Genomic DNA, 13,295 nt, shown 5'->3' on the forward strand with positions numbered 1-13,295 from the left:
GACGGGTCTGATGCTTTCTAGTTAAATACGTCCCCGTTGGCAGCGGCCAGATAGCTCAGTCGGTAGAGCAGGGGATTGAAAATCCCCGTGTCGGCGGTTCGATTCCGTCTCTGGCCACCACACTGCTGGGGTATAGCCAAGTGGTAAGGCACCGGTTTTTGGTATCGGCATTCCCAGGTTCGAATCCTGGTACCCCAGCCACGCCAACCTAGATTCGCAAGAGCAAGAGTTGCCTACGCCGGCATAGCTCAGTTGGTAGAGCAACTGACTTGTAATCAGTAGGTCCCGGGTTCGACTCCTGGTGCCGGCACCACAGGCAAACCCAAGTATTTACAAGCACTTGCAGCCAAAACAGTCGCCCATTGAGGCGGCTTTTTTGTGCTTGTCGCCTTGCTGGCGCTCGCCTGTTGCCTGTGGCATAGACGCTTGAAATTTCGCCCCAACATTCACATATCCATATTGGTTCCGTAGCTCTTGCGTTTACGGGCCAGGGTCGTTACCTGCGACCCAAAACGGCAGCACATGCCGGACTGGACCTGAGCCTGATCACAAACGTTTTGTTTCGGAGGTGAGATTAGGATGTCAGCAGTACAGACCGCATCCCGCAATGCAACCCCGCATGTGGCCACCGGCCACGACCCCTATCCCACGCGCCTGGCGCAACCGCTGGACGCGCTTTGGCTCAACCGCCAGGAAGCGGTGGTCAAGGGAGCGGCCAGTGATGGCCCGCTGAATCAGCAACAGCTCGACCGTTTCGAGCGCGACGGGTTCTTGTTCGAGCAGGATTTTCTGTCGCCAGAGGAAGTGGAAGAGCTGCGTGAAGAGCTCAAGGTATTGCTCGAGTGCGAGGACTACGCCGGACACGATTTCAGCATCACCGAACCCGATAGCCAGGAAATTCGCTCGCTCTTCGCCGTGCATTTCCTGTCCGAGCGCTTTGCGCGCTTGGCCAAGGACGAGCGGTTGATGGGACGAGCCCGACAGATTGTGGGTGGCGATGTCTATGTGCATCAGTCGCGTATCAACTACAAGCCCGGTTTCGAAGGCAAGGGCTTCAACTGGCATTCGGACTTCGAAACCTGGCACGCCGAGGACGGCATGCCGGCCATGCATGCGGTGAGTGCTTCCATCGTGCTCACCGACAATCATCACTACAACGGGCCCTTGATGCTGATTCCCGGCTCGCACCGGGTGTTCGTGCCTTGCCTGGGCGAGACGCCGGACGATCACCACAAGCAGTCGCTTAAGGCGCAGGAGTTTGGGGTGCCCGGACGAGAAGCACTGCGTGAGCTGATCGGCCGCAACGGCATCGAAGCGCCGACCGGAGCGGCGGGTGGCCTGCTGTTGTTCGATTGCAACACCCTGCATGGGTCCAACGCCAACATGTCGCCGGATCCGCGTAGCAATGTGTTCTTCGTTTACAATCGAGTGGATAATGCCTGTGGCGAACCCTTTGCTGCCCGGCACCGTCGTCCGGCCTTTCTGGCGCATGCGCCCGGGGAGCGCTGGTCGCCCTGAGTGGCTTCAGGCGTGTGCGATGGCGGGTGCCCATGGAGGCCGACACGCCCACTGCGGTAGACTGAAGCGCGGGTCGCCCTCGCGGCGTGCATAACCAAGGAGTCCACCCGCCATGCGCTTCGTTCCCCGTTTCACCGATGGCCAGGAATTTCCTCATGCGCTCGGCAAGATCGTCTGCGTCGGTCGCAACTATGCCGACCACGCCAAGGAACTGGACAATCCTGTCCCCAGTGAGCCGCTGCTGTTCATCAAGCCGTCCACTTGCGCGGTACCGTTGGATAAGCCCATCGATGCACCCTTCTCGCGGGGCGACGTACATTTCGAGACCGAACTGGCGCTGTTGATCGGTGAACCGCTGAGCCAGGCCACCGCTGCAGAAGCCGAGCAGGCGGTGGTCGGCATGGGGCTGGCACTGGATCTGACCCTGCGTGATGTCCAGTCGCGGTTGAAGGAGAAGGGGCACCCGTGGGAAATCGCCAAGGCCTTCGATGGCGCCTGTCCGCTGTCGCCGTTCCTGGCGCTGCATGGGGTGCCCGAGTGGAGTGCCCTGGCCTTCAGCCTGGATATCGACGGCGAGCGTCGCCAGGGTGGGGCGGGTTGCGACATGATTTTCCCGGTCGCGACCCTGCTCTCGGAAATGAGCCGGCATTTCACCCTGCTGCCAGGCGATGTAGTGCTGACCGGCACCCCGGCAGGCGTGGGTAAGCTGCCCAAAGGTGCCGAACTGCACTTTACCCTCACCGGCGGTCTGGAAGTGACCACGCGCGTGGTCGCATAAGGAGTAGGCCGTGTGCGTCGCTGCGAGGCTTCATGCGGCTTGAGGTCACGAGCCGGCTATTCGAGATAGGTATACCCTTGCAGGCCGGCGGAGAGGTCGTCGAGGAACAGCTCACGCTCGCTCTCGGCTAGGCCGCTGGCCTCGAGTTGGGCGGCCAGGTGATGGCGTAGCACCTCGGCATCAAAGTTCACGTAGTCGAGTACGTCGGCCACGCTGTCGCCGTGTATCGCTTCGGAGAGCACCCAGTTGCCGTCGGGATCGAGGGCGGCGTCGACGGAATCGGTATCGCCGAACAGGTTGTGCAGATCACCGAGAATTTCCTGATAGGCACCGACCAGGAAGAACCCCAGCAGCTTTTCCTCGCCTTCCTGCCATTCCGGCAACGGCAAGGTTGCTTCCACGCCCTGGCCATCGACGTAGTGGTCGATACGCCCGTCCGAGTCGCAGGTGATGTCCTGAATCACACCGCGACGGGTGGGCTCTCGGTCGAGCCCGGTCAGCGGTAGCACCGGGAAGATCTGCTGAATACCCCACACATCGGGCACCGACTGGAACAGCGAAAAGTTGACGAACAGCTTGTCGGCTAACTTCTCGGCCAGTTCGTCGTAGATCTCACGGTGGGCGCGGTTGCGGGTGTCGAGGCGTTGGCGCAGCCTGGCGCAAGCAGCGAAGTAGACGCCTTCGCCCTCGGCGCGAGCGGCGATGTCGGCCAGCCCCATCACGAAACGGTCCTGCAACTCGGTAATCGCCTGCACCAGGTCGTGGTAGGCTTCGACCAGGCCGCGCGGCTCCTCCATGGCCGCCAGGCGGGCATGGACCCGCCATAGCTCGTCGACCTGGGGATCGCCCTGGATGCGGCGTTCAGGAGAGTGCTCGGCGACACGCTCCTCGCCGATCACATTGGTGATCAGCACCGCATGATGGGCGGTGAGTGCGCGGCCGGACTCGGAAATCAGGTGAGGATGAGGCAAGCCCTGCGCCTCGCAGGCCTGACGAAAGGCCCAGACCACGTTGCTGGCGTATTCACGCATCGAGTAGTTGATCGAGCACTCGCTCCGCGAGCGCGTGCCTTCGTAGTCGATACCCAGGCCGCCGCCGACGTCCACCGTATCCACTGGCGCGCCCAGTTCGCGCAGGCTCTGGTAGAAGCGGGCGCACTCGCGCAGGCCGCGCTGGATATCGCGGATATTGGCGATTTGCGAGCCGAGGTGGAAGTGCACCAACTGCAGGCTGTCCAAGGCATCGGCGGCACGTAGACGCTCGACCACGCCGAGCACCTGGCCGGCGGTGAGGCCGAACTTGGACTTCTCGCCGCCGGTATTCTGCCATTTGCCCTTGCCCACCGACGCCAGTCGGGCGCGCAGGCCGATGCGCGGCCTGACTTCCAGACGCTCGGCCTCCTCGAGAATCAGCGTCAGTTCCGAGTACTTCTCCACCACCAGATAGACCCGGTGGCCAAGCTTCTCGCCCATCAATGCCAGGCGCACGTATTCGCGATCCTTGTAACCGTTGCAGACGATCAGCGACGGACCGTCGCCGGACAGGGCCAGCACCGCGAGCAGTTCCGGTTTGCTGCCGGCTTCCAGGCCGACACGGTCGCGTCCACGCTCCTGGGTGGCGAGGATCTCCTCGACCACACGGCGCTGCTGGTTGACCTTGATCGGATAGACGGCAGTGTAGCCGCCCTGGTAAGCCTCTTCGGTCATGGCGGCATCGAAGGCGCCGCATAATTGCTCGACGCGGTCGTGCAGGATATCGGTGAAGCGTACCAGGACCGGCAGGCGCAGCCCGGCCTGGCGCAACTGGGTGGCCAGGGCGTTCAGGGGCAATGTCGGCCCGTCGGCTTCGCTACCCAGGGGGCGAACCATGGCTCGGCCATTGTCATCGACATCGAAGTAGCCGCTGCCCCATTGGTCGATGTTGTAGATACGGCGAGCGTTCGCTGCTGAGGAGATCATGCAGGGCTCCGGTCGGGTAGGGGCAGAGCGCCGTGCTCGAGGCGTGCCAGCAGGATGCGGCGAAACTGCTCCGGGTCATGCGGCGTGAGGTCATGAGCCGGCGGGTCGACATATACCACCAGCAGTCGTGACAGCCAGTAGCGCAGAGCGGTCATGCGCAGCATCACCGGCCAGGCGCGGCGCTCGGCCTCGGTCAGTTCACGGCGTGCCTGATAGGCCTCGAGGATGATGTCATGACGCGCTGGATCGAGCCGTCCGTCGGGTTCGGTGGCCCAGTCGTTGATGACGATGGCCAGATCGAACAGCAGGTCGCCGGTGCAGCCGTTGTAGAAATCGATGATGCCGCCCAGCCGCTCGCCATCGAAGAGGGTATTGTCGCGGAACAAGTCTCCGTGCAGGGCGCCTTGGGGCAGGTCCGGAGCGTCGCCGAAGAAGCCTTGATAGTTGTCAACTTCGTCGGCCATCAGGGTCTGGTCTTCCGGCGACAGATAGACCAGCACGCGGTGATGCATGGCTACCAGCCAGTGCAGATCGCGGGGGTTGGGGCGGTGACCGTCGAAGTGGCGCGACACCGCATGCATGTGTCCTAGCGTATCGCCCAGGGCGCGACACTGTTCGAGACTGGGAGCCTGGGGTGACTTGCCGGGCAGGCGCGGAAACAGCAGGGCCGGCTTGTCGGCCAGGCTTTGCAGGGCGATACCCTGGCGGTCATGCAGTGGGCCGGGCACCGGCAGGCGGTGCTCGGCCAGGTAGTCGAGCAGGTCGACGAAGAACGGCAACTCCTCATGCTCGCCCTGCTCGAACAGCGTCAACACCAGTTCCTGACGCTCGGTGGTAACGAAGAAGGTTGAATTCTCGGTACCGCTGGCAACGCCCTCAAGGCGTATCAGCGAGCCGGCATCGAAACGTTCAAGAAAAGCAGCGACTTGCGTGTCGCTCAGCGGAGTGAATACGGCCATGTGTCTCTCGCCCGGGTTGCCAAGCCGCCTATTGTAGCGTCTTGCTCCGGCGATGCACGACACCTTGTAGCGATATCCTTCGCCGGGAATCGATCGGCCCTCACCAGGACAGCAGCACCCACTCGGGAACGGCGATCCGGTCGCCCTCCTGGCGTTCGAAGTTGCCGTCGCCATCGCGATCCACCAGGTAATACGATGGCCCGCTGGCGGGCTGGATCTCGATGGCATAGAGTTGACCGTTGACCCGGTATTCGCGAATGGTACGGTCCTCTTCCTGGCGAATGGTGACATCGGGCTCGACGGATTCCGATTGCTGGCCGACCGCTACTGATGCGCCGGCCATCACGCAGGCCCCCAGTGCCAGGGTGGAAATGAGCTTGGCTGTCTTCATGACGACCTCCGTGCGGTTAACACTCATCGTAGTGTCTCACAGTGTATGACCCTTTCGTCTGACAAGGAATTCACTTTCCTTCGATAGTGGCGATGGGATGCAGACTGTTCCCGCCGGCAAGAGGGGCGAATGCCTGACGAGGCGCGGGTAGCTGCGTATCATGGGGACATACGTGAATCACTCAATGGATACTCCTGCTATGGCCGTACCCCCCATCGTCCTCGTCGACGGTTCGTCCTATCTGTATCGCGCCTTCCATGCCTTGCCACCTCTGACCACCTCCAAGGGCCAACCCACCGGTGCGATCAAGGGCGTGCTCAACATGCTCAAGCGCTTGATCAAGGATTACCCGGATAGCCCCATGGCGGTGGTCTTCGACGCCAAGGGCAAGACCTTTCGTGACGAACTGTTCGAAGCGTACAAGGCCCAGCGACCCCCGATGCCGGATGACCTGCGTGACCAGGTCGAGCCCCTGCATGCCTGTGTGCGAGCTCTCGGTCTGCCGCTGCTGTGCATCGAGGGGGTCGAGGCCGATGACGTCATCGGCACCCTGGCACGTCATGCCACCGAGGCCGGCCGCAATGCGGTGATCTCCACCGGTGACAAGGACATGGCCCAACTGGTCAACTCGCACATCACCCTGGTCAATACCATGAAGGACGAGACCCTGGACGTCGCCGGCGTCAAGGACAAGTTCGGGTTGCCCCCCGAACTGATCATCGACTTCCTGGCGCTGATGGGCGACAAGGTCGACAACATTCCCGGGGTGCCCGGCGTCGGCGAGAAGACCGCCTTGGGCCTGTTGCAGGGCATGGGCGGTGGCCTGGAGGCCATCTATGCCGATCTGGAGCGGGTCAAGACGCTGGACTTCCGCGGCGCCAAGACCCTGGCCAAGAAGCTCGAGGAGCACCGCGACCAGGCCTTCCTGTCCTACCAACTCGCCACCATCAAGACCGACTGCGAACTGCCGGTGGGACTGGACGACCTGGATATCGCTCATCCCGACCGTGAGGCCCTGCTCGAGCTCTATCGCGAGCTGGAGTTCAAGGCCTGGCTGGCGGAGTTACTGGAAGGCCGGGACGAGGGCGTCGACGATATCCAGGGTGGCCAGGCGTTGGGAGAGCACGGCGAGGCTGCGGCGGCAACATCGTCGGGCAGTGCCGGGCGCCGGGATAATGTGATTCTCGAACAGGCCGAGTTCGATACCTGGCTCGAGCGGTTGAAAAAGGCCGGGGTGTTCTGCTTCGACCTGGAAACCACCAGCCTCAACTACATGGAGGCCGAGATCGTCGGCGTGGGGCTGGCGCTCGAGGCCGGTGAGGCAGCCTACATTCCGCTCGCCCACGACTATCTCGATGCTCCCCCGCAACTCGACCGACGTGCGGTGCTCGAGGCCCTCAAACCGCTGTGGGAAGACGCGACCAAGGGCAAGATCGGCCAGAACCTCAAGTATGATATCTCGGTGCTGGCCCACTATGGCATTCGGGTGACGGGGACACTGACCGATACCATGCTCGAATCGTATGTGCTCAACTCCACCGCCACCCGTCACGATATGGACTCCCTGGCGCTCAAATACCTGGGTGAGAAGACCATCACCTTCGAGGACATCGCCGGCAAGGGTGCCAAGCAACTGACCTTCAATCAGATCTCCCTCGAACAGGCCGCCCCCTACGCCTGCGAGGACGTCGATATCACCCTGCGCCTGCACCATGAGCTGCGTCCACGCGTCGAAGCGGAAGGGCGCCTGGCCACGGTGCTCGATGAGTTGGAACAGCCCCTGATCCCGGTGCTGTCGCGCATGGAGCGCCATGGCGTGGCACTGGACGGCGAGCGTCTGCACCGCCAGAGCCAGACCCTGACCGTGCGCATCCGCGAGCTGGAGGCGCGCGCTTTCGAACTCGCCGGTCGCGAGTTCAACCTGGGTTCGCCCAAACAGCTCGGTCAGATCCTGTTCGAGGAGCAGAAGATCCCGGTACGCAAGAAGACGCCCAAGGGCGCTGCCAGTACCGCCGAAGCGGTGCTCGAGGAGCTGGCGCTGGACTATCCGCTGCCCAAGGTGATCATGGAGCATCGTGGCCTCTCCAAGCTCAAGTCGACCTACACCGACAAGCTGCCGCAGCTGGTCAATCCCACCACCAAGCGGTTGCATACCAGCTATCATCAGGCGGTCGCCGCCACCGGGCGGCTCTCCTCAAGCGATCCCAACCTGCAGAATATCCCCATCCGCACCGAGGAGGGGCGCAAGATCCGCCAGGCCTTCATCGCCCGGCCCGGCTACCGCATCGTCGCTGCCGACTACTCGCAGATCGAGTTGCGCATCATGGCCCACCTGTCCGAAGACGAGGGCCTGCTCGGGGCCTTCGCCGAGAACCGCGATATCCATGCGGCGACCGCCGCCGAGGTATTCGGTGTCGATCTCGAGCGGGTATCGCCGGACCAACGACGCAGTGCCAAGGCCATCAACTTCGGCCTGATCTATGGCATGAGCGCCTGGGGGCTCGGCAAGCAACTGCATATCGAGCGCGGTCAGGCACAGACCTATATCGATCGCTATTTCGACCGTTACCCCGGTGTGGCGCGCTACATGGAGCGCATTCGCTCCCAGGCCGCCGAGGATGGCTATGTCGAGACGGTGTTCGGCCGACGGCTGTATCTGCCGGAGATCCGAGCGCAGAACCAGGCTCGCCGCCAGGCCGCCGAACGGACCGCCATCAATGCCCCCATGCAGGGCACCGCCGCCGACATCATCAAGCGGGCGATGATCGACGTCGATAGCTGGCTACACGAGCAGAGCGGCAAGGCCGCGGAATTCGATGCCTGGATGGTGATGCAGGTCCATGACGAGTTGGTTTTCGAGGTCAAGGAAGCGCAGGTGGATGGCTTCATCGAGGCGATCAAGTCACGCATGCGTGGCGCCGCCGAGCTGCGGGTGCCGCTGATCGTCGAGGCCGAGAGTGGCGCCAACTGGGACGAGGCGCACTAAGGGTCGCTAGTAGGGGATCATCAGGATGACGCCGGACACCAGCGCGAACAGCAGCACGCCCTGGCGCAGACGCCTGGCGTCGATACGGTGGTGTGTCACGCGGCTGGCGACGCTGCCGATGACCAGCGGCGGCAGCAGGTAGAGGGCCCAGAGCAGTTGGTCGAGGTGGAACTTGCCCGCCGCGGCCAGAATGATCAGCGAGATGATCTCGCCGACCAGAAAGCAGCAGGCAATGGTCGAGCGCAGTTCCGGCCCGGGACGATGCTGGTAGAGCAGCGCCAGGGGTGGGCCACCGACGCCGGTGGCTGTCTCGGTGACGCCGGTAATGACGCCGACGGTGGCGCAAGCGCTACGTTGCGGTCGGAACACCGGGGCGAACAGGGCGGCGAGTACGGCGATCACCGTCGAGGCGCCGACCACCTGGTTGAGACTGTCGGCGCTCAGGATGACCAGGATCCACAGGCCGATGAAGGTGCCGGGCAGGCGACCCAGGCTGATCCAGCCGACACCCTTCCAGTCGGTTGCCTCGCGCTCGCGCAGGCCGACGTAGAGATTGAGCGGCAACATCAGGATCAGCAGCGCGATCGGCAGCAGATCGGGGCGCAGGAAGCCCAGCACCGGGGCGACGATCAGCGCGAAGCCGATGCCGATCGCGCCCTGTACGAAGGCAGCGATGCCGGTGGCGGCGGCGATGATAACGAAGATGACGATCTCGTTCATGACTGGCGAGCCGCTCCCGCGGTCAGCTCGGCGCCGATCTCCTGATTCCCGTTGATCGTTGCCCAGTGTGCCGACGACGGCGGATGCACGCGGTAGATCGGCGCGCGTTCCACCGCGGCGCCGGCCGCCTCGCGCACCTCGCGCAGCAGCGCGCGGGCATCCCAATTCACCGGCCAGCCCTGCCACAGACGCAGGCAACCGTTGGTGAACACGGCCTCGATCTGGTCACGATTGGCATAGCGTACCAGCTCCCAGGGACGATCCCAGGACGGTGTCATCTCCGGCACGTCGAGATCGACGAGCAGGAAGTCGGCGGCCAGGCCCGGGGCGATCTCTCCGGTCAGCCCCTTGAGCCCCACCGCGTCGGCGCTGGCCCGGGTGGCGTGATCGAGCCATAGCCAGCCGCCGCCGCAGGACGAATCCCCGGACGCCAGGCCGACGGTCAGACGCTGGCTGGTCTCGGCGGCATCCATCAGGCGGAAGGCGTCGCTGCGTGTGCCGTCGGTACCCAGGCCAAAGCGGATGCCCAGCGCGGCCATCTGCAGTGCCGGCGCCACGGCGTTGCCCTTCCACGAGCTGGCAACCGGATTGAAGGCCACCGCGGTACCGGTGTCGCGCAGCAGGTTGAGCTCCGTTGGCGTGACCAGGGTGGCGTGAGCGACCAGCGTCTGCGGCCCCAGCGCACCCACCGCGTGCAGATGCTCCAGGGGGCGTTGGCGCCGCGCGACCAACGAGCGCTCCACTGCCTGGAGGTGCTCGTTGACGTGAGTCTGGAAGATGGCGTCACTCTCGGCGCACAGCGCGGCCACGTCGTGGAGCATGGCATCGCTGGCCACCTCGGGGATCGACACCGCCAGCGACGGCGCGACTAGCGCATGCCCGGCCCAGCGGGCCAAATGCCGCTCGGCGTCGCGACGGATCGCGGCGCCGTCCTTGATCGCGTCCTTGCCGCCCAGGTCGTTGCAAATGAAGCCCAGCACGCAGCGCAGGCCGGTCTCCTCGGCGGCCTGGGCGATGCTGCCGATCTCTGCCGAGGCGCGGGTGCCGGCGTCCACCGCGGTGGTGAAACCGCCGCGCAGCGCCTCCAGCGCGGCGAGTTTGGCCGAGAGGTGCAGCGTCTTCTCGTCGAGGCTGGCCTCGAGCGGGACCCAGATGCGCTTGAAGATCTCGGAGGGCTCGCCGAACACCAGCGACTTGCCCAGCGACTGGGTCAGGTGATGGTGGGTGTCGATGAAGCCGGGCATCAGCAGCTTGCCCGGCAACTCGATCGGCGTCAGTTCGGGATGGCGGGCGAGCAGTGCCTCGCGCTCGTCGATCTCGGCGAACTTCCCGCCCGCGACGAGGACCGCCTGGCCCTTGGCGCAGCCGCTCTCGAGCAGTACCTCCTCGGGAAGCAGCAGAAGGGCGTCGGCATCGAAAATCTCGGGAGAAAGCTTCCCTTGGCCCACGGCGTCGCGGGCCTGTGACTGAGTGTACATGAGGTTCCCTTTCTACTTGCTCTTGACGTGTTCGCTGGCGAGGTCGGCCTGCTTGGTTGCCGGAGCCGGGGTGCGGGAGTGACCGAGGTGGTGGAACAGGATATTGACCAGCACCGCCGTCAGCGTGCCCATGGCCAGGCCGTTGCCGAGGATGATCTGCAGATGCTGAGGGAAGGCGCTGTAGAAGCCGGGTACGACAATGGGAATCAGGCCCATGGCCAGCGCCGCGGCCAGCGTGAACATGTTGCCGTGCTCGTTGAAATCGACCTTGCGCAGGATGTTGATACCCATCACGCCGATGATCGCGAACACGATCACCGCGGTACCGGCGACCACTGCGGTTGGCAGGGTGGCGGCCAGCCGGCCGAGCGGAGCGAGCAGTGCCAGCACGACCAGGATGATGCCGGCCGCCACGGTCACGTAGCGCGAGCGCACGCCGGTGGCGCGTACGATGCCGATGTTCTCGCCGCTGGTGATGATCAGCGAGGTGCCGAAGCAGCCGCCGATCAGCGAACCCAGCGCGTCGGCACGGATGTTGCGCGGCACCAGCGCGCGTGCGTCGCCCTTTTTCTCGACGATCTCGGCGGTGGCCATGGTCTGGCCGGTGGCCTCGGTCATCGACACCACGCTGAAGATGATCAGCGGCAGCGAGGCGAAGATATCGAACTTCGGCATGCCGAAGGGGAACAGCGACGGCAAGGCTACCACCGGGCCGGACAGCACGTTGTCGAAGCTCATCACGCCGAGCAGCGTGGCCACGATCGCGCCGGCGACCAGCCCCAGCATCACGGCGATGCGCTGCAGCACGCCGGTGAACACGCGGGCGAAGATCACGATGCAGCCCATAGTGAGCAGCGCCAGGACGATGCCGGTCATATCGGCAAAATCCGGCGAGTCCGGCTTGCCGGTAATCAGCCCGCCGAAGATTCGAATCAAATTGACCGCGACCAACAGCAGCATGGTGCCGATCACGATCGGCGGAAAGAACTTCAGGACTTTGGTGAAAAACGGCAGGGCCAGAAAGTAGAACAGCCCGGTGAGAATCACCGCGCCGGTCGCCGTCTGGATGTCGGTGGCCTGGGCGATGGCCAGGAAAATCACGATCGGCGCGCCGCCCGGCACCTGGACGAAAGGCAGCCGCGCGCCGATGCCGAAGGGACCGAAGGACTGCAGCAGCGTGCCCAGGCCGCAGGCCAGGAAGGTCGCGCTCATCAGGGCAACCGTGACGTCGCTGTCGAAGCCCATTGCCCGGCCAACCAGGAACACGGCGGTGATCGGCGCGGCGGCCATCACCAGCACGTGCTGGAAGCCGTAGAGCATCATCGAATGCAACGGCAGCATCTCATCCACGGGCTCGACCGTCGCAGCATTCGTCTCGGTGGGATCGTGTGTCGTTTTCATCGCTAGCTTCCTCTGTAATTGTTGTCGCCGCTCTACGAAAGCTAGCGTCTCCCGACTGTCCTGGTCCATAATAAAGTTTCGTTCATTTCGTTGCCGAAAAGGCAACGATCCGCTCCGCTCTGGATGACGTGCTATGCAGTTACTGCTGACCTCCCTGCGCTATTTCGAGGAAGTCGCCCGCCAAGGGTCGCTGCGCAAGGCGGCGGAACGGCTGCACGTTGCCGCCTCGGCAGTCAATCGCCAGATTCTCAAGCTCGAGGATGAACTCGGCGTACCGCTGTTCGAGCGCTTGCCGCGGGGGCTACGGCTGTCGCCGGCGGGGGAGCTGATGCTCTACCAGATTCGTCAATGGCAGCGCGACGAGCGCCAGATGCTGGAAACGCTGGGCGATATTCGCGGTACCGGCTGCGCCGAGGTTCGCATCGCCACCATCGAGTCGCTGACCGACCAGTTGCTGCCGACCCTGTTGCGTGGCTTCAGAGAGCGCTTTCCCAGGGTGCGTTTCGTGCTGACCACCGGCCTGACTGAGACGATCCTGGAGCAGGTCGCCACTGGCGAGGCCGATATCGGCATCTGTATGAACCCGCCGGTGACACGGCGGATTCGCTTCGATCAGGCGGTCGAGCTGGGCTTCGGCGCGGTGGTGGCGCCATCGCATCCGCTGGCCGAGAAGGAGACGGTGCACCTGCGTGACTGTCGTCACTACCCGGCGATTCTGCCCAGCGCCGAGATGTTTCACGGTTCGACCCTGGAACGGACACTTGCGCATTCGGACATCGACCTCACGCCACTGGCCGGCTGCAACCGAATCCTGACGATCAAGTCGCTGGCGCGGGCAGGTTTGGGGGTAGCCTTTCTCAACAAGCTCGATATCGCCCGCGAACTGGAGCATGGGGAACTGGTGTTCAAGCCGCTGCAGGATCGGAACATCGCCAAGGCCCGGCTGGTGCTGTGCAGCGCTGCCGAGCGCTCGCTGCCGTTGGCGGTGGCGGTGCTGGCGGAGGAGTTGAGTGAGGCGCTACTCGGTATCGAGCCCAAGGGTGATGGTGCTATACCAAGCGCGCCGGGGAATGCGTAAACAAGAACGCCCGCGGCCATGGCCGCGG

The 13,295-nt window shown here is 64.0% G+C and carries 10 protein-coding genes and 3 tRNA genes; 7 read left to right on the forward strand and 6 right to left on the reverse strand.

Annotated elements, in window-relative coordinates; all coding sequences use genetic code 11:
• The first annotated feature begins 44 nt into the window (after positions 1 to 44).
• From ACFOEV_RS06525 to ACFOEV_RS06545, 5 genes are all read left to right on the forward strand, one after another.
• Positions 45 to 120, forward strand: a tRNA-Phe gene (locus ACFOEV_RS06525).
• Between the two features lie 6 nt (positions 121 to 126).
• Positions 127 to 201: transfer RNA gene (locus ACFOEV_RS06530), tRNA-Gln, on the forward strand.
• Between the two features lie 36 nt (positions 202 to 237).
• Positions 238 to 313: transfer RNA gene (locus tag ACFOEV_RS06535), tRNA-Thr, on the forward strand.
• Between the two features lie 266 nt (positions 314 to 579).
• The gene (gene thpD, locus ACFOEV_RS06540; RefSeq protein WP_386772334.1) at positions 580 to 1,518 is read left to right on the forward strand and encodes an ectoine hydroxylase; all 939 of its coding nucleotides are present in this window, start codon (positions 580 to 582) and stop codon (positions 1,516 to 1,518) included.
• 112 nt (positions 1,519 to 1,630) lie between these two features.
• A complete protein-coding gene (locus tag ACFOEV_RS06545) occupies positions 1,631 to 2,296 on the forward strand; it encodes a fumarylacetoacetate hydrolase family protein (protein ID WP_386772335.1) in 666 nt (221 codons plus the stop codon).
• 56 nt (positions 2,297 to 2,352) lie between these two features.
• Here the strand turns inward: ACFOEV_RS06545 and speA are convergent, their stop codons facing one another.
• The 3 genes from speA to ACFOEV_RS06560 form a co-directional block, all read right to left on the reverse strand.
• Complete coding sequence (gene speA / locus ACFOEV_RS06550) at positions 2,353 to 4,254, reverse strand: biosynthetic arginine decarboxylase (RefSeq protein WP_386772336.1); 1,902 nt, start codon at positions 4,252 to 4,254, stop codon at positions 2,353 to 2,355.
• On the reverse strand, positions 4,251 to 5,213 hold the full coding sequence (locus ACFOEV_RS06555) for a homoserine kinase (protein ID WP_386772337.1): 963 nt from the start codon (positions 5,211 to 5,213) through the stop codon (positions 4,251 to 4,253). Before ACFOEV_RS06555 ends, speA begins: the two co-directional genes overlap by 4 nt.
• A gap of 100 nt (positions 5,214 to 5,313) precedes the next feature.
• Positions 5,314 to 5,604 (reverse strand): DUF2782 domain-containing protein, encoded by a 291-nt coding sequence (locus ACFOEV_RS06560; protein WP_386772338.1) that lies wholly within the window; start codon positions 5,602 to 5,604, stop codon positions 5,314 to 5,316.
• Between the two features lie 199 nt (positions 5,605 to 5,803).
• Between ACFOEV_RS06560 and polA the strand changes: the two genes are divergently transcribed.
• Positions 5,804 to 8,590, forward strand: coding sequence for a DNA polymerase I (gene polA / locus ACFOEV_RS06565; RefSeq protein WP_386772339.1), 2,787 nt, complete (start codon positions 5,804 to 5,806; stop codon positions 8,588 to 8,590).
• Between the two features lie 6 nt (positions 8,591 to 8,596).
• Here the strand turns inward: polA and ACFOEV_RS06570 are convergent, their stop codons facing one another.
• Genes ACFOEV_RS06570 through ACFOEV_RS06580 form a run of 3 tightly spaced genes read right to left on the reverse strand, consistent with a single transcriptional unit; the run spans position 8,597 to position 12,189 of the window.
• Positions 8,597 to 9,310 (reverse strand): sulfite exporter TauE/SafE family protein, encoded by a 714-nt coding sequence (locus tag ACFOEV_RS06570; protein ID WP_386772340.1) that lies wholly within the window; start codon positions 9,308 to 9,310, stop codon positions 8,597 to 8,599.
• The gene (locus tag ACFOEV_RS06575) at positions 9,307 to 10,788 is read right to left on the reverse strand and encodes an amidohydrolase family protein (protein ID WP_386772341.1); all 1,482 of its coding nucleotides are present in this window, start codon (positions 10,786 to 10,788) and stop codon (positions 9,307 to 9,309) included. Before ACFOEV_RS06575 ends, ACFOEV_RS06570 begins: the two co-directional genes overlap by 4 nt.
• Before the next feature lie 12 nt (positions 10,789 to 10,800).
• The gene (locus ACFOEV_RS06580; RefSeq protein ID WP_386772342.1) at positions 10,801 to 12,189 is read right to left on the reverse strand and encodes a uracil-xanthine permease family protein; all 1,389 of its coding nucleotides are present in this window, start codon (positions 12,187 to 12,189) and stop codon (positions 10,801 to 10,803) included.
• Positions 12,190 to 12,322: 133 nt separating this feature from the next.
• On the opposite strand from ACFOEV_RS06580, the gene ACFOEV_RS06585 reads away from it, so the two are divergent.
• Positions 12,323 to 13,267, forward strand: a complete 945-nt coding sequence (locus ACFOEV_RS06585) for a LysR family transcriptional regulator (RefSeq protein ID WP_386772343.1) — start codon at positions 12,323 to 12,325, stop codon at positions 13,265 to 13,267.
• Positions 13,268 to 13,295: the final 28 nt, after the last annotated feature.

This window comes from Litchfieldella rifensis (assembly GCF_042646605.1).
Lineage (GTDB): Bacteria > Pseudomonadota > Gammaproteobacteria > Pseudomonadales > Halomonadaceae > Litchfieldella > Litchfieldella rifensis.

What these genes read in the sequence shown, in the direction of transcription:
- thpD (WP_386772334.1), top strand. Translation starts at nt 580, where the DNA reads ATGTCAGCAGTACAGACCGCATCCCGCAATGCAACCCCGCATGTGGCC.
- ACFOEV_RS06545 (WP_386772335.1), top strand. Translation starts at nt 1,631, where the DNA reads ATGCGCTTCGTTCCCCGTTTCACCGATGGCCAGGAATTTCCTCATGCG.
- speA (WP_386772336.1), bottom strand. Translation starts at nt 4,254, where the DNA reads ATGATCTCCTCAGCAGCGAACGCTCGCCGTATCTACAACATCGACCAA.
- ACFOEV_RS06555 (WP_386772337.1), bottom strand. Translation starts at nt 5,213, where the DNA reads ATGGCCGTATTCACTCCGCTGAGCGACACGCAAGTCGCTGCTTTTCTT.
- ACFOEV_RS06560 (WP_386772338.1), bottom strand. Translation starts at nt 5,604, where the DNA reads ATGAAGACAGCCAAGCTCATTTCCACCCTGGCACTGGGGGCCTGCGTG.
- polA (WP_386772339.1), top strand. Translation starts at nt 5,804, where the DNA reads ATGGCCGTACCCCCCATCGTCCTCGTCGACGGTTCGTCCTATCTGTAT.
- ACFOEV_RS06570 (WP_386772340.1), bottom strand. Translation starts at nt 9,310, where the DNA reads ATGAACGAGATCGTCATCTTCGTTATCATCGCCGCCGCCACCGGCATC.
- ACFOEV_RS06575 (WP_386772341.1), bottom strand. Translation starts at nt 10,788, where the DNA reads ATGTACACTCAGTCACAGGCCCGCGACGCCGTGGGCCAAGGGAAGCTT.
- ACFOEV_RS06580 (WP_386772342.1), bottom strand. Translation starts at nt 12,189, where the DNA reads ATGAAAACGACACACGATCCCACCGAGACGAATGCTGCGACGGTCGAG.
- ACFOEV_RS06585 (WP_386772343.1), top strand. Translation starts at nt 12,323, where the DNA reads ATGCAGTTACTGCTGACCTCCCTGCGCTATTTCGAGGAAGTCGCCCGC.